Here is a 15204-nt window from a genome sequence, read left to right as displayed (position 1 = left end):
TCTTGCTAAGTTTTGGGGACGACCTTCCAAGCCCCCGATGTGGACCTCCGACGTTGCCTCGAAACTCCTCTTCCTCTCACGAAGACGACCCATCGAAGAAATTTCGAATCACCCGCAAACGTCTGGGAACGATTCGTTTTATCGATGCGAAAGGTGAATTTGGCTTTATCGAAGCCGAAGACTTCCGCGACGACGTCTTTTTTCATTACTCGGCTTGGCAAAAACCCGAGGGCACCGAGGCGCCGCGAGATGGTGGCCCGATCCAATCTCGCCGCGATTCACGACCGCCACGTCACGGATCACGCCCACCACGCCGCGACGGATTCGGAAATGCCCCGCGTCCACCACAGCTCAGCAATGAACTGATTGGCCGTCACGTCGAATTCGAAATCGATGACGTGATGTTCGAGACGGAGAAAAAGCTGCGGGCGACGGTCGTGAAAATCACCAAGCGACCGATGGGCCGAAAAATGTCTGGCCGTGACGCGACTTTCAATATCGTGACACATCACCCCAAGGCGCGTCGCAAACGCCCTGACTGGCGAAAGTAACGATTATGGCATCCAGGCCACCCTCACAAACGATGGCCACTGAAGGCCTGCACACTGAAAACGTCGACTCATCAGTCGACCTGGGACAAGTTGTACCGGTTATTCAGGTGCCCTCCTCGGCAGCAAAGTGTTGTCACGCGTTGTGCCGATGGTCTGTCTAGCGAATGGATGTCACACAATCATTTTCCCATCGGCGGAAGGAACTGCCCTAGTCATGCGACGCACTAATCTCATTGGACGTTTGATGATCGCCGTGGTGGTGATGTCGGTATTCACCCCCACTGCCTTCACCAACACTGCCGACGCGGGTTGGAACGAGTTCTGGGCAAAGGTCGGAGTGGGCCATCAGCGCAACAACGCGTGGCCTGACCCGTTCAATGAAATGGACGCGATGGGCGTCATCATGCCGTTTGAAGCACAGAAGCAAAACGGCTGGGCACTTCACAACACACTTGCCGGGCACCAATTCCGACCGGGTGACGGCGCCCTGAAAACCTCGGGACAACAAGCACTTGCTTGGATCGCTTACCAAGCACCGGCGTCGCGTCGTTTCGTCAATGTCGAGCGTGGAAGAACCGAACAAGAAACGCAAGCGCGCATCGAAGCGGTTCGCCAGATGTTCGATCAGTTCGAACTGGATGGCCCTCAGCCGATGATCGCTGTCACCGACAAGAAAATGCCAACCGCCCCTGGCGACTGGGCAACCAAAGTCAACCGTACATGGCTGGAGCAAATGGCATTGCCGAAGCTTCCAAGCGCGAGTGCTGCTGGCACCGCATCAGCAACGCGAAACTAGTTCACAAACGTTGCGGGTTAAATCGGCAAGAAACCGATTTGAGCTTGCAAGCAAAAACAGAAAGGCGACCTTCCACTGGGAAGGCCGCCTTTTTTCGTTGAAACGGGTGTAACGATAAAACCTGATGTGAAGTCAAGGTCATTGTGTGCCGATCCCTAGAACCGATACAGATTGACGGCGCTTGCGATCAAACGCTTTCTCTAGTCTTTTCGCTGCATATTTGTGCCCAAGAATATGACCCTCGCGGTCATGGGAGATTGATACACGTGTCTGGCCGAACCAAACGACGAACTCAACTCGCAACGGCACTGACCCTCTCGATGGCCATCGGCTGCACCGGGATCAGTGGCTGCACCAGCGGCTCTGGTGGCCGAGTCGCATCGTTGAATCCATTTGCCAAATCCACCAGCACCACGACCGAAGAATCCGGCTGGATGAACGGTCCTAAGAACGTCGCGACATCGATCGCCGGTGGTGCCAAGACCGCCGCGACCAAGTCCAAAGACACCGTCGCAGGCTGGTTCGGCAAATCATCCTCCTCCTCATCAGACGTTGTTGCCGGCGACGCCACCGACCCGACCAGCTTGGCGCACAAAGCGGAGGTCTCTTCCGAAGTCTTCGTCGCCAACGGACGCCTTTGGGAATCGGCCAACAATTATGAAAAGGCGATGGAGAGCTATGGCAAGGCACTGGAGAAAAATCCAAACGACTCCGCCGCTCTGGCTCACATCGCTCGGCTTCACTTCCGTCAAAACAACTACCAGAAAGCTGCGGAGTACTTTGGCAAAGCGATCAAAGAGAACCCGGAAGACGCTGGTCTTTACAACGACCTGGGCCTGACACTCAGCAAGCTCGGCAACCACAGCGCGGCCGCTTCGACGATCGAACAAGCACTGAAGCTTTCCCCCGGATCGTCTCGGTATGCCAACAACTTGGCAAGCGTGAAATTCGAATCGGGTGACGCGGAAGGTGCCTTCCAAGTCCTGGCCGCGAACAACACCGCGGCCGTCGCACACTTCAACATGGCTTACTTGCATCACAAACGTGGCCAAGCCAGTGAAGCGACACGCCACCTGAACCAATCGCTCGCCTACGAGCCGCAAGCCCAAGGCGACCCGGCAACCAAACGTGCCGTCGAGCGATCCAAGCAGCTGCTTGCTCAGCTCCAAGCGACGCCGGGTGCGGTGACTCCGAACAACATTGCCGCCGCAACGATCACCGACAAGCCAACCGCTGCACCGACAACAGCAGTCCAGACAGTGTCGACCGGTGGAGTACCTGGCACGGTCGGTGCCGCGTCATACCGCATGCCATCGGCGCAACCGACTGCGACGCTGCCGCCAGCGACGGCACCAGCGGCACCCTCTTATGCAACGCCATCTGCTGCAACGCCATCTGCTGCAACGCCATCTGCTGCGACGGCGCCTGCTGCAACGGCGCCTGCTGCAACAGCACCGGCAACTGCCGCCTCGGCCGTGAAGCCGCCAGCCGGCCCATCGCCGACGAGCACTGCACCTGCGGCCGCGCCAGAGACCTCATTCTCGCTGCCACCTGGATTCCAGTTTCCGGAATAGGCTGCGTCGCAAAACGCTTCAACAAACACGCAAACGCGTGACAGAGCTTTGGCTTTGTCACGCGTTTCGCTTTTCGTCGTGCGTTATTGCTGTATCGGCAAGTCAAACGTCATGACTTTCTCGTTGCGACGAACACTGACTTTGACCATGTCGCCGGCCTGCTTCTTGGTCACCGCATACGTCAGTAGTTCTTGCTCGCTCTCAAAGGACTTCCCGTCGTAGGACAGCAGGATATCGCCTTCACGGATCCCGGCATCTTTGGCGGCGCGGTGTTTGCCGTACTGGCCAACACGCTTCACTAGCAATCCACCGGCCTGCGGTTCGCCTATCTGCATTCCGCCACCTCCCATCCGTCGCAGTCCCCAAGTCGAAACGCGCCAAGACAAATCGCCGGCATGACGCCAACCAGCGTCAAGTTTTAACGAGAGACCGATTGACTGTCCGTCTCGATCGACCTGCATCGGAACGACCGCCCCCTCGGGATCGACTTGATCAAGCACCCATTGGATGTCGGCGATCGAAAGCAACGGCTGACCTTGCAAGCGTTTGATTTGGTCGCCTGCTTTTAGTCCCGAAGCAGCCGCTACGGAATTCGGTTCAACCTCTTTGACGGTAGCCATCTCACTGGGATCCATGATCAAACCGAGCGACTTTGGATGTGGATACGGCCAAAGGATCTTTTCGGGGATCGGCTTCCCGGCGTTCCAGTAGTATTCGCGACGAGCGTCACCGATCTGGTGGCAATGGATGCAGCTCTTGACCACGTCGCCTTGATAATCAAGTGCGTCGGTGAAGCGATCACGTAGCGACGGATACTTTTCAGGCGATCCGAATTCGAGTGGCTTGCCACGTTTCGCCACTAAAACATCTTCGTAGCGATCCAGGTTTTTGTGGAGATCGAGCGCCCCCTGCAATGCCTTGGCGAGCCCAACCAACGACACGTCACCGTACCATTCGGTGCGATGCGATCGTGTTCCGAATCGGCCGTAGATCGTTTTGTCAGCGTTCAAGAAGAACAACGCCCACGACTGATCGGTGTCATACTGAAACGTATCCAAGTCCAAGCCGTTGGTTCCGACTTGGCGAACACAGACAAACTGTTCCAACAGGGGTCGGATGACGGGGTCGTTATCAACCAATTCGTCATCCAACTTCACACATTCCTCGCAAGGCAAGCAACGCAGTACAACCACGATGGGCTTTCCCGTTTGCCTTGCCTTTTCGATCGCTACCGGAATATCGTTGTACATCCAAAACCCTTCGGCTTCGACTCGCTGCTTGTCACTACGAACCGCTTGCTCGCGATCGTTGGCCAACGTTGTCGAGGGCACGGCAAGTCCTACGGCGATACCCAAAAGCCAAAACAGGTCTACCCAAACCCTATCGATTCCTTTTTTCATCAGATCGCCTCGGTGTATGCAGGTCGCTCGTTCTCTACCACCGCGTTAATTTATCAGGTTCGCCAATGCCGAACGCAAAATATCACGCCATAGACCGAGACATTCTTTCAGACAGATTGTCTATCTGGGGTTTCATTTTCTTTGCATCTGTCTCGACAAGCGGTTATCAATAAGGCTTGTCTTGGTTTGACATTTTTGGCGCACGTTTGCCACAGACAGCACACGTGAGCCTGATTCAGTGCCGTAAACATCCGCCAACTTCGCCACAGCGTTCCACGGCGTCCAAACTGGGCGACGAAGATCAACAACAGGTACATCGCGCATGGAACTTTCCGAAGACGAATTCCGCAACGAACTCAGCAACTTTCGCGACGAATTCGAAAAGCTGCGAAACGAAGTGGCCAAACGAATTGTCGGCCAAACCCCAATCGTCGATGGTGTGCTGATCTCGATGATTGCCGGTGGGCATGTGTTGCTCGAAGGCGTTCCGGGGCTTGGCAAAACGCTGCTAGTGCGGACGCTCAGTGATGTGTTGGAAGCGCCCTTCAGCCGAATTCAGTTCACTCCCGACTTGATGCCGGCCGACTTGATCGGGACAAATATCTTGATCGAAGGCAACGACGGTCAAAAGGAATTTCAATTCCAGCGCGGGCCGTTATTCGCCAACGTCGTACTGGCGGACGAGATCAACCGGGCGACACCGAAAACTCAATCGGCGTTACTCGAAGCGATGCAAGAACACAGCGTCACGGTTGCCGGGACGTCACACCAACTGGACGGCTTGTTCTTTGTCTTGGCGACACAGAACCCGCTGGAAATGGAAGGCACGTACCCGCTTCCCGAAGCACAACTGGACCGATTCTTGATGAAACTGATGGTACCGTTTCCGACGACCGAGGAAATGGAGACCATCATGGATCGCACCACCGCGGGCGCGATCGCACCTCCGGAAAAAGTGATTTCGGCCGAACGCATCGTCCGCATGGGACAATTGTCGCGATTGATTCCCATCGCCGATGACGTGCGGCGTTACGCGATTCTGTTGATCATGGCCACCCACCCTGAGCACGAAACGGCGACTTCGATGGTCCGCCAATTCGTCCGTTATGGCAGCAGCCCTCGGGGCGCGCAAGCGTTGATTTTGTGCGCAAAAATCAAAGCGGTACTCGACGGGCGCTTCCATGTCTGTCGCGACGATCTGAAATCCGTCGTCCACTCGGTGCTCCGCCACCGCGTGATGCTGAATTTTGAAGGCCAAGCGGAAGGAATCAAAATCGATACGATCTTGAACGACTTGGTCGAAAAGGTCGGTCACGAAGTCGCCGTTTAATGCCGTCACCCGTCTCATTCGATATGAACTGATGGCAAACGATACATCAACGCCAATCTTTGATTCCGAGTTCCTAAAACGACTTGAGTACCTGTCGCTGCTCAGCAAGCGGATGTTCCAAGGGCAATTACTTGCTCAGCGGCGCACGATGCAAACCGGCGGCGGGATCGAGTTTTCCGATCACCGTGAATACATCCACGGTGATGACCTTCGTTATTTGGACTGGAACGTTTACGCGCGCCACGGCGACTTGCTGTTGAAAAGGTTCCAAGAAGAAGAGGACCTGCACGTTTACGTTTTACTGGACGTTTCCCAAAGCATGGCGGTCGAAGACCCGGCAAACGATCGCCAATCCTCTTTGTCAAAATTCACACTCGGACGCCAAATTGCAGCCGCACTGTCGTACATCGCGTTAGCTGACTTGGATCGCGTTTCGATCTTTGCCTACGCCGATGGCATGAAGGTTTCGATGCCTTTGGTGCGTGGCAAAGATCGCATTCTGAGTGTGCTGCGTTTTCTGGAAAGCTTGAAATGCCAAAGCGAACGAACGGATCTGAAACGGACCGTTGGCGAGTTTGTTTCGCGTGCCCCGCGCACCGGCTTGGCAATCGTTGTGAGTGACCTATTCGATCAGGCGGGTTTTCGTGATGGCATCGACCGCTTGCGGTACGCCCAGTTTGAACCGCATGTAATTCAAATCCATACGCCACAAGAGGCCTCGCCGGCGCTGCTCGGTGACGTACAACTGGTCGATTGCGAAACGGGAATCGAAAAGAAAGTCACGGTGACCGAACGCAAGCTCAAGCAATACAAGAAGCTGTTCGACGCTTTCACGGCGGATATCGAACGCTATTGCCGAACCCAAGGTCTGGCACACACTCGCACGACGACGGACGTTCCGTTCGATGCGGTTTTGTTAAAAATGATGCGTGCAGCCGCGGTGGGGTAAACCATGTCACTTGCTTCACCTGACAAACTACTTTGGCTGCTGATCGCGCTGCCGATCATCGTGTTTTACATTTTGAAAACACGGCTGCGGCGGCGACAGGTCTCGACGCTGCTGTTTTGGGAACAGATATTCGAACAAAAGCGTCAACGATCACTTTGGCAAAACCTCCGCCACTGGGTGTCGCTGTTGCTGCAGCTCGCTTTTGTGGCGTTCGTCGGATTCGCTCTCGCCGATCCCTTGTGGAACTCACAAGACGACCGCGGTCAGGACTTGATCCTGGTGATCGACAATTCGGCAAGCATGGGCGCCGTCGATCCCGACACCGGCGAGACGCGGCTCTCTCAAGCATTGTCGCAAGCATCGGACGTCGCGTCGACGCTACGCAACGGTGATAACATTGCCTTGATTACCGCCGGCACCAGTGTTCGCGTCGTGGTCGGCATGTCTGATTTCGCCCCCACGGTAGTCGAAGCGATCGAAGCCGTCGCATTGACCGACGGCCCCACCAAAATCCATGAAGCGGTCGGTGCCGCACGACGGTTGGCGAGCGATCCGGAGCGACGTCGGATCGTGGTGTTTACCGATGGAGGAGTGCGCGGTCGCGATCAGCTATCCGAAAAGCCGGACCGAGACGAGGACACGAGTTCGATTGGCCGCGAGAACTTGATCGCCGAAGACGTGCGGCTAATCCCGATCGGGACCACCGCAGACAATGCAGCCATCACGACATTCCAAGTCCGACGCTCGACAGTTGATCCGATCGGATATTCGCTGCTCGTCGAAGTCGTGAACTTTTCTGAAGAGCCGCTCGAAACGCGATTGACGCTGAATCTGGATGAAGTGCTTGTCGATGTGATTCCACTGAAGCTTGAACCGGGCGAGCGATTCCGCAAACAAGTCGATTCCACCTCGCAATCCGGTGGCGTGCTGTCGGGAGTGCTAAAGGTTGACGATGCGTTGGTTGTCGACAACACAGCCCGCGCGATCCTTCCCGATCGACCAGAAATACCCGTCCACCTGGTCATCGGCGGCGAGAACGAATCGTTTTACTTGAACCGAATTCTCGAATCGATTCCTTTGGTTCGCATCGTAACCGACCCCGCCGAAGCAAGCTTGCACATCTTTGCCAATGCGATCCCGGACAGCCTTCCCGACGGACCGGTACTGTTTGTGGACATCCCCGCCGATGGCCCCGCAATCTCGGTCAACGGTTCGGACGATGCCAAGCAACCCGCTTGGCAAATCGGCCCGGCAATGGAGAACCCGATCATCGCCAAACAAGAGACCAGTTCACCGCTGCTTCGACACGTGCAAATGCAAAACGTGATCCTGGCAGGCGGACGTGACATCACGGTCAATGAAAATCTTGGTACGGCCAACGTCCTTTTGGAAACAGCGTCGGGTGACAAAGTCTGCGTCTCCATCGAACGCGAAAGTGGTCGAATATTGCTGCTCGCATCAGACCTCGATTCCAGTGACTTGCCATTGCGGATCGCGTTTCCGGTTTTGATGACCAACGCGATGAATTGGTTCATGCGAGAAACAGGTGAGATACGCCCTGCCCTTGCCACGGGGATCGCCAGTCAGGTGCCTTGGGATGTTGGCGACAGCGAGCAAACGATGCTGGGCACAATGATCGATCCGCAAGGCCATTCGTCTCCGATCACGGTCCAAGATGGGCTCGCCAAACTCGGGGCCCTTCCACATGTTGGTGTTTATCAACTGACAACAGACGACACCAACGCTCCCAATGACACAGCGATCGAGGCAGCGGCAAACACCGAAACGACCGGCGAACGCGTTGCGGTGAATTTAACCGACGAAGTCGAAAGCGATCTACGCATCCCTGAATTTTCAGACGCTTCGAGCGCACCGCTGCCTCCGGCGAGTCGTTCGCCATGGTTTTACTTGGTCCTTGCCGCGTGTGGCTTGGTCATCGCCGAATGGGCGTTGTTTCAGCGACGCGTGGTCGCATAGCAAAAGGATCAATGACGGTGAAATGGTCTGAACTCAGTTGGCTGTACCTTTTGATACCGGCGTTGCCTTGGTTGATCTGGTATCACTTTCGCTCCCTTAGCGACTTTCCGGCTTGGCAAAAACGTGTTTCGCTGGTGCTTCGAATCGCGGTCGTAATCTTGCTCGCCGCTGCTCTGGCCGGCCCCGTCATCATGCGTTCGACGGATCAACTGATGTTGGTCTTTGCGATCGACCGAAGTGAAAGCATCGATGAAGCGGCTCGTGAAAAAGCAAACCAATTCCTAACTGAAGCGATTCGCCTAAACGAACAGAATGATGCCGAGTTGCGGTTCTTGGAATTTTCCAAACGCCCCGCACCGCTGAAACAGACTTGGGAACCAACCGACAAGGACCAGCCTGCGAAAGACAACGAGCAAGCATCGGATAGTTCCCCGGCTGAGCCGGCTTCAGACATTGACAACGAAACGCAACGTGGAACCGATCTGGATGCCGCGATTCGCACGGCGATCGCATCAATGCCGCCGTCACGTGTGCGCCGCGTTGTCCTGTTGAGCGACGGGAACAGCACCGCAGGCGAAGACCCGATCGCGACGGCAGCCGACGGGCAGGTGCCGATCTGGACGGTACCGCTACCGAGTCGCAGCGAAGCCGAAGTGCAACTGACACGCGTCGAAGCACCCACACAAGTCCGCCAAGGCCAACCGTTTTATGTGGAGGTCATCGTCAGCAGCAACCGTGACGGCGAAGGCTTCATCGACCTCTACCGTGGCGATATCCAAATCGGCGAGGACAAACCCAAAACGGTAAAAATCAAAAAAGGCGAGAACCGCTTTCGATTTCGCCAAACCGTCTTGGGGAAACGCCAAGAAACCTTCGCGGCAAGGCTACGAGGTTTCGAAGACACGCTGCTGGACAACAATCAATCGTCCACTGTCGTGTATGCCGAAGGCCGGCCACGTGTCTTGTTAATCGATCCGGATATCGACCAAACCGATGCGCTGCGTTGGGCCTTGGATGAACAGTCGATCGACGTCGAAGTCCGACCGCCTCAAGGCGTACCAGCCGACTTGACCGAATTCCAAGGCTATGAATGCGTCATCCTTTCAAACGTTCCCGCGACCGCGATGACCATGCGGCAAATGGATCTGCTTCGCATCTACGTCAAAGAACTCGGCGGCGGATTAGTAATGCTCGGTGGCGATCAATCGTTCGGCCTTGGCGGTTACTACCGTACCCAGATTGAAGAGATCCTGCCGGTGCGAAGCAACTTTGAAAAGGAACGCGAAAAACCTTCACTGGCGATGATGCTGGTCATCGACAAGAGCGGCTCGATGGGCGGTCAAAAAATCGAACTCGCAAAAGATGCCGCACGGGCGGCTGTCGAATTGCTGGGGCCGCGAGATTCGATTGGTGTGATCGCATTTGACGGTTCGGCATACACGGTCTCGGAACTTCGCTCTACATCCGACAAGGGGCGAATCATCGACGCGATTAGCACGATCGAAGCGAGCGGCGGGACGAACATGTACCCCGGCATGGTGGATGCACTCGATGCCCTCCGTCCTGCGGCAGCGAAACTCAAACACGTGATTCTAATGACCGACGGGGTCTCCACCGCGGGCGACTTTCAAGGTGCCGCGACAGACATGGCGGCGAACCGGATCACGCTTTCGACCGTTGCACTTGGTCAGGGTTCCAGCGAAGCGCTACTCGAAGAACTGGCGCAGATTGGCGGCGGGCGCTACTACTTTTGTGACTCAGCTGATTCCGTTCCTCAGGTGTTTGCCAAAGAAACGGTCGAAGCGAGCAAATCGGCGATCAACGAATTGCCTTTCATTGCCCAAACGGTGCGGCCGACCAGCGTCCTCGAAGGAATCGACTTGGAACTTTCGCCGCTGCTGCTTGGTTATGTCGTGACGCGTCCAAAACCGACGGCCGAATTCATCCTGGCCAGTGAGTCCGGCGATCCACTGCTGGCATGGTGGCGTTACGGGCTGGGCATGTCGGTCGCATTTACTAGTGACGCCAAAAACCGCTGGGCCGGCGAATGGCTTTCCTGGCCCGACTTCGGCCCGTTTTGGGCACAGATCATTCGCCATGCAATGCGAAAGCAAGACAACCGAGGTGTTTTCGTTGACGTCCGCCGCGAGGGCGACCAAACACACATCGCACTCGATTCGGTCAACGATGACGGGGCCTTTATCGAAAACGCCACCACCGAATTGAACGTGATCGATCCCAACTTGGGACGCCAGAAAATCGCGATGCGGCAAACGGCGCCGGGACGATTCGAAGCAAGCGTTGAAACGGATCGACGTGGCGACTACCACCTGGACTTGGCACAAACCCAATCGAGTGGCAAGACAAGTCGCGTCTCGCGAGGCATTTCGGTCGGATACAGCGACGAGTTACGATTGCTGCCGACCGACATGACGATGCTACGACGGATCGCCTCGGTAAGCGATGGCCAGTTTGATCCGTCAGTCGAATCAGTGCTCGAACCCAACGACAATACCGCGACACAGCCGTTTTACTTGTGGCCCTGGCTATTGATGATCGCGCTTTGCGTCTTCGCGATTGACGTCGGATTTCGACGCATCGAATTGGGTCGGTAGACTCCGCGACGCTTACTCAAGCAAAGACTTTGCGTAGCCGGCAAAGTCACGCATGTCGGTCGGCAACGATTGCTTGCCACCAGGACCGATGATCAATGGACCGTCAATCGAATCGGGATGCACGCCGTGGCTGCCACGGACCAAGGTCGGCTCAAGCGGGATAACGTCCATCTTGTATCGCATCCCAAGCTTCTTTTGCATCAGCCGACCGGCGGCGCGAAGCTTGCTCGTCATGAAAAGCTCGCACGGGTCGTAGCCGGGCTTGCGATGGATGTCGACGGTTCTTGCAAAGTCTGGCGCGTACTCGTCCTGCAACCAATAGTAGTACGTGAACCACGCATCGCTTTTTGCCAACGCGATCAGCTCACCACTGCGTGGATGATCAAGTTCCAATTCGTCAGCATCGTAAACGCCACAAACGCCGTCTGTGTTTTCCAACAACTGCCGAACGGCGGGAATATCGTTGGGGTTCTGTACGTAAACGTGGGCCAATTGGTGGTCGGCAACGGCAAATGCCTTCGATTCCCCGGGCATCAAGATTTCGCCGAACGGCCCATTGCGAACACCCAGATACCCAGCTTGTCGCAAGACGCGATTGAGATGCACCGGCTTCTGAACAGGAACCAGGCCGTACTCGGAAACGACGACGACTTGGGCATCAATGTCATCGGCAGCTTGCTTGACGACTCGCACACACGCGTCAACTTCGGCAACACGCTGAGGATCGTGTTCTGTTTTTCGTTGGTAGTCGTAGTCGAGGTGCGGCAGATAAACGAGCGTGACCTGCGGCTTGTTTTGCCGCATCACCGTGGCAGACGCTTCGGCGATCCATCGACTGCAATCGATCCCGGCGGCTGGCCCCCAGAAACTAAAGAATGGAAACGCGCCGTGCTTTTTGACCAAGTCACAACCGGTATGGTCGAGCACATCGAAGACCTTGCTTCCGTCGCAACCGTAGTGTGGCTTTGGGGTGCAACTGTACTTTGCGGTCGACGATTGATTGAACCACCAAAACATCTTGGCCGTTTCGTAGTCGTCGTAGAACGTGGGGGCTTCGATTAGCGACCGCGCCTGCTGCCAGAACCTGATCTCCTGCGTTTCTCGAAAGTACCACCCATTGGCAACGATCCCATGGTCGCGTGGTGCCAAGCCGGTCAACATTGTGGCTTGGGAAGTACACGTCACCGCCGGCAGCGGGCTGGTCCAAGGTGCGAAGCGGTCGCCGCCGTCGGCAAGTGTTGACGGGTCAGGACGACCGGCCAACTCGTACAGCGTCTCGCCATGCGGAAGCAAGCGAGGCGTCAGTCCAACGACATTGATGATGCAGATTCTTTTCATGATCGCGATGTTTTACACGATTGCGACTGACCGGTCGGAAGACCGCAAGACAAAACGGTTTCGAAATTACCAACCGCCGTTCGACTCGCTAGCGGCGTGGAGTGCTGGGATTTCAAGACATTAGGCATTCATTCAATGATCCACTTGGATCACCGGCGCATTGAAACGCGAAAGTCACTATGTTATTTCCCCGGGCTATCACTACGACTCAAGTAACATCCCGGGAAATTCGATGAAGTTGTCTCGAATCATGCCCAATGGCATGACACTTTTTGGCTTGCTCCTGCTGACTATCATAGTCACTCAGCTGACCGGCACGGTCCAAGCTCAGACAGACCCTGAGACACCTCCCCCCCCTCAAGCGAGCGAAGCGGCACCGACCGGAATCGACCAAGCGATCGACACGGCCTTCAAGCCGATCGCTGACACCTGGGGTTCGATCGTGTTTTTCCAGCTGCCCATACCGGGCCTGGATATCGTCCCCTTTGTGGTCCTGCTGCTAGTTTTCGGGGCCGCTTTTTTCACGGTCGCGTTCGGCTTTGCCAATATTCGATTGCTCCCGCTAGCGATTCGCGTCGTCCGGGGACACTACGACGAACTGGAAAAACAAGGGGAACAGATCCCCACGCATGTCGAAGTCAACGAATTGGATGGCGACTTAGTTGACACGATCCGCGACGAGGCACACGGGGAAGTCTCGCACTTCCAAGCACTCGCGACTGCGGTCTCGGGAACGGTTGGGCTGGGAAATATTGCCGGTGTGGCGGTTGCCGTCGCGACGGGCGGTCCCGGGGCGACGTTCTGGATGATCGTCTGCGGACTACTCGGCATGTCAACAAAATTTGTCGAATGCACGCTGGGCGTACGTTACCGCGATGTCGAACCAGACGGCACGGTCCATGGCGGGCCAATGTACTACTTGCAAAAAGGCCTCAGCGACAGCGGTTGGTCTGGCGCCGGAAAAGTCATGGGGACCTTGTTCGCGATCTTCTGTGTCGGCGCATCGTTTGGCGGCGGAAATGCCTTCCAGGCCAACCAGGCGGCCCAGCAAATCAAAACCCTTTTCGGCATGGAAGACAGTGGCGCCTCGGGAACCATCATTGGAATTGTGATGGCGATCATGGTCGGCTTCGTGATCATCGGCGGCATCAAGCGGATTGCCAGCCTGACCGAAAAAATCGTTCCGCTGATGGCGGCAATTTACTGCCTGGCGGCGATCACCATCATCCTACTGAACATCACCAGCGTCCCCTGGGCGATCAAAGAAATCGTCACCGGGGCGTTCACGCCTGAAGCCGGCATTGGCGGCATCATGGGTGTCTTGATCCAAGGCTTCCAACGAGCGGCGTTCTCCAACGAAGCGGGCGCCGGTTCGGCCGCGATCGCGCACAGCGCGGTCAAGACAAAGTTCCCCGCATCGGAAGGCGTGGTTGCACTTCTGGAACCGTTCATTGACACAGTGGTCATCTGCACGATGACCGCATTGGTGATCGTGCTCTACAACGGTGGCACGCTGTTCACATGGGGTGATGTCGAATCGAAAGCGGTCCTGATTGACGGCGTGCGAGTGGGCGGTGTCGACCTTACCTCATTGGCTTTCGACAGCGTTCTACCCGGCTTCCAATACGTCCTGACGATCGCGATTTTCCTCTTCGCATTCTCGACGATGATCTCGTGGTCGTATTATGGAATCCAATCGTGGAAGTTCCTGTTCGGCAAAAGCAAAGCGGCCGACTTGTCGTACAAGCTGCTGTTCTGCACCGTGATCGTGATCGGCGCGGCTGTCTCGCTCGGATCAGTCATCGATTTCTCGGATGCGATGATCTTTGCGATGGTATTCCCCAACATGCTGGGGCTGTTCTTCCTGTTCCCGAAAGTACGCCAGGAACTGATCCGGTACCTGACGGCGTGCCGGGAATCGGACGCTGCCTAACTTGGAACGCGGATCGGGACCTGCGGGAGTAGCCACCACTGCTCCCCAAATTCTTTTGCCCGATCTCTATTCCCCCACTTGGTTGTCAGTGCCTGATGATGCTCCACCTTGCCGCGGACTGACGCGGCAAGGAAATGACCGGACAAACCGCTACCACCGGACCGATGACCAGGTTTTTGCGATCGTCGATTCAACATCGCCGGTTCGCTGCCGCTAGCGGCTATCGCCCAACTTGATTGAGCGTCTCGCTGTTCGTATCACGTCAACGCCGAGCACCAATTTCCGACCCAGCCAGATAGCCCCGGTCATTCCATTGAACCTCCATTTTCCGTCCACCATGGCAATGAAGCTTGCCGCATCGAGAACGGAAAAAAGGCTGCTTGCTGCGCGGACGGCGGTGTTGCGTAACCGGATGACGATGGGCAGCCAGAACGAAGCGCCCGCCTGTCTTTTCGCAGCGAATCCAAATCCGGAATCGTGGAAAAACTTCGATGGTTCGGAAGGAACCATGGCCCCAAAGCGTAGGGGCGAAGAAATTCGAAGAACCATGAAACTGAGAAGTGGTCAGGGCCGGGCTCGAACCGGCGACACCGGCCTTTTCAGGGCCGTGCTCTACCAACTGAGCTACCTGACCAGTTGGTTCATTCGAATTTGCGAGGATCGTAGGGTATGATGCCGTGCTTCGTCAATTGGTTCACGGCTCCTTTTTTTGATCCGAGCAAAGTAATTGATTTTGCGGGG

General features: G+C 56.1%; 11 protein-coding genes and 1 tRNA gene. 8 read left to right on the top strand and 4 right to left on the bottom strand.

Annotated features, from left to right (window positions below; genetic code table 11):
* Positions 1-53: 53 nt before the first annotated feature.
* The 3 genes from CGZ80_RS09585 to CGZ80_RS09575 all read left to right on the top strand — a co-directional run bounded on the left by CGZ80_RS09585 (position 54) and on the right by CGZ80_RS09575 (position 2921).
* Positions 54-551, top strand: a complete 498-nt coding sequence (locus tag CGZ80_RS09585; protein WP_233148334.1) for a cold shock domain-containing protein — start codon at positions 54-56, stop codon at positions 549-551.
* A gap of 214 nt (positions 552-765) precedes the next feature.
* Entirely contained in the window at positions 766-1347 is a 582-nt protein-coding gene (locus CGZ80_RS09580) for a hypothetical protein (protein WP_094413720.1), read from the top strand.
* Between the two features lie 266 nt (positions 1348-1613).
* Positions 1614-2921, top strand: a complete 1308-nt coding sequence (locus tag CGZ80_RS09575) for a tetratricopeptide repeat protein (RefSeq protein ID WP_233148333.1) — start codon at positions 1614-1616, stop codon at positions 2919-2921.
* 83 nt (positions 2922-3004) lie between these two features.
* Here CGZ80_RS09575 and CGZ80_RS09570 read toward each other — a convergent pair whose 3' ends face one another.
* Complete coding sequence (locus CGZ80_RS09570; RefSeq protein ID WP_094413718.1) at positions 3005-4321, bottom strand: Trx7/PDZ domain-containing (seleno)protein; 1317 nt, start codon at positions 4319-4321, stop codon at positions 3005-3007.
* Positions 4322-4643: 322 nt separating this feature from the next.
* Here CGZ80_RS09570 and CGZ80_RS09565 point away from each other — a divergent pair, with 322 nt between their 5' ends.
* From CGZ80_RS09565 to CGZ80_RS09550, 4 genes are read left to right on the top strand one after another with little or no spacing between them, the layout of a single operon-like run.
* Positions 4644-5651, top strand: a complete 1008-nt coding sequence (locus CGZ80_RS09565; protein WP_094413716.1) for an AAA family ATPase — start codon at positions 4644-4646, stop codon at positions 5649-5651.
* A gap of 31 nt (positions 5652-5682) precedes the next feature.
* On the top strand, positions 5683-6600 hold the full coding sequence (locus CGZ80_RS09560; RefSeq protein WP_094413714.1) for a DUF58 domain-containing protein: 918 nt from the start codon (positions 5683-5685) through the stop codon (positions 6598-6600).
* A gap of 3 nt (positions 6601-6603) precedes the next feature.
* On the top strand, positions 6604-8577 hold the full coding sequence (locus CGZ80_RS09555) for a vWA domain-containing protein (protein ID WP_094413712.1): 1974 nt from the start codon (positions 6604-6606) through the stop codon (positions 8575-8577).
* Between the two features lie 11 nt (positions 8578-8588).
* Positions 8589-11192, top strand: coding sequence for a VWA domain-containing protein (locus tag CGZ80_RS09550; protein ID WP_094413711.1), 2604 nt, complete (start codon positions 8589-8591; stop codon positions 11190-11192).
* 12 nt (positions 11193-11204) lie between these two features.
* Here the strand turns inward: CGZ80_RS09550 and CGZ80_RS09545 are convergent, their stop codons facing one another.
* Positions 11205-12530, bottom strand: a complete 1326-nt coding sequence (locus CGZ80_RS09545; RefSeq protein WP_094413709.1) for an alkaline phosphatase family protein — start codon at positions 12528-12530, stop codon at positions 11205-11207.
* 232 nt (positions 12531-12762) lie between these two features.
* On the opposite strand from CGZ80_RS09545, the gene CGZ80_RS09540 reads away from it, so the two are divergent.
* On the top strand, positions 12763-14463 hold the full coding sequence (locus CGZ80_RS09540) for an alanine/glycine:cation symporter family protein (RefSeq protein WP_198953663.1): 1701 nt from the start codon (positions 12763-12765) through the stop codon (positions 14461-14463).
* A gap of 213 nt (positions 14464-14676) precedes the next feature.
* On the opposite strand, the gene CGZ80_RS09535 is transcribed toward CGZ80_RS09540, so the two are convergent.
* On the bottom strand, positions 14677-15012 hold the full coding sequence (locus tag CGZ80_RS09535; protein WP_233148332.1) for a hypothetical protein: 336 nt from the start codon (positions 15010-15012) through the stop codon (positions 14677-14679).
* Between the two features lie 12 nt (positions 15013-15024).
* Positions 15025-15097 (bottom strand) — tRNA-Phe (locus CGZ80_RS09530).
* Positions 15098-15204: the final 107 nt, after the last annotated feature.

The organism is Rhodopirellula sp. MGV (genome assembly GCF_002251265.1).
GTDB classification, from domain to species: Bacteria; Planctomycetota; Planctomycetia; order Pirellulales; family Pirellulaceae; genus Stieleria; species Stieleria baltica_A.
This window is presented reverse-complemented; position numbering and strand designations above follow the sequence as displayed.

What these genes read in the sequence shown, in the direction of transcription:
- CGZ80_RS09580 (WP_094413720.1), top strand. Translation starts at nt 766, where the DNA reads ATGCGACGCACTAATCTCATTGGACGTTTGATGATCGCCGTGGTGGTG.
- CGZ80_RS09570 (WP_094413718.1), bottom strand. Translation starts at nt 4,321, where the DNA reads ATGAAAAAAGGAATCGATAGGGTTTGGGTAGACCTGTTTTGGCTTTTG.
- CGZ80_RS09565 (WP_094413716.1), top strand. Translation starts at nt 4,644, where the DNA reads ATGGAACTTTCCGAAGACGAATTCCGCAACGAACTCAGCAACTTTCGC.
- CGZ80_RS09560 (WP_094413714.1), top strand. Translation starts at nt 5,683, where the DNA reads ATGGCAAACGATACATCAACGCCAATCTTTGATTCCGAGTTCCTAAAA.
- CGZ80_RS09555 (WP_094413712.1), top strand. Translation starts at nt 6,604, where the DNA reads ATGTCACTTGCTTCACCTGACAAACTACTTTGGCTGCTGATCGCGCTG.
- CGZ80_RS09550 (WP_094413711.1), top strand. Translation starts at nt 8,589, where the DNA reads ATGACGGTGAAATGGTCTGAACTCAGTTGGCTGTACCTTTTGATACCG.
- CGZ80_RS09545 (WP_094413709.1), bottom strand. Translation starts at nt 12,530, where the DNA reads ATGAAAAGAATCTGCATCATCAATGTCGTTGGACTGACGCCTCGCTTG.
- CGZ80_RS09540 (WP_198953663.1), top strand. Translation starts at nt 12,763, where the DNA reads ATGAAGTTGTCTCGAATCATGCCCAATGGCATGACACTTTTTGGCTTG.
- CGZ80_RS09535 (WP_233148332.1), bottom strand. Translation starts at nt 15,012, where the DNA reads ATGGTTCTTCGAATTTCTTCGCCCCTACGCTTTGGGGCCATGGTTCCT.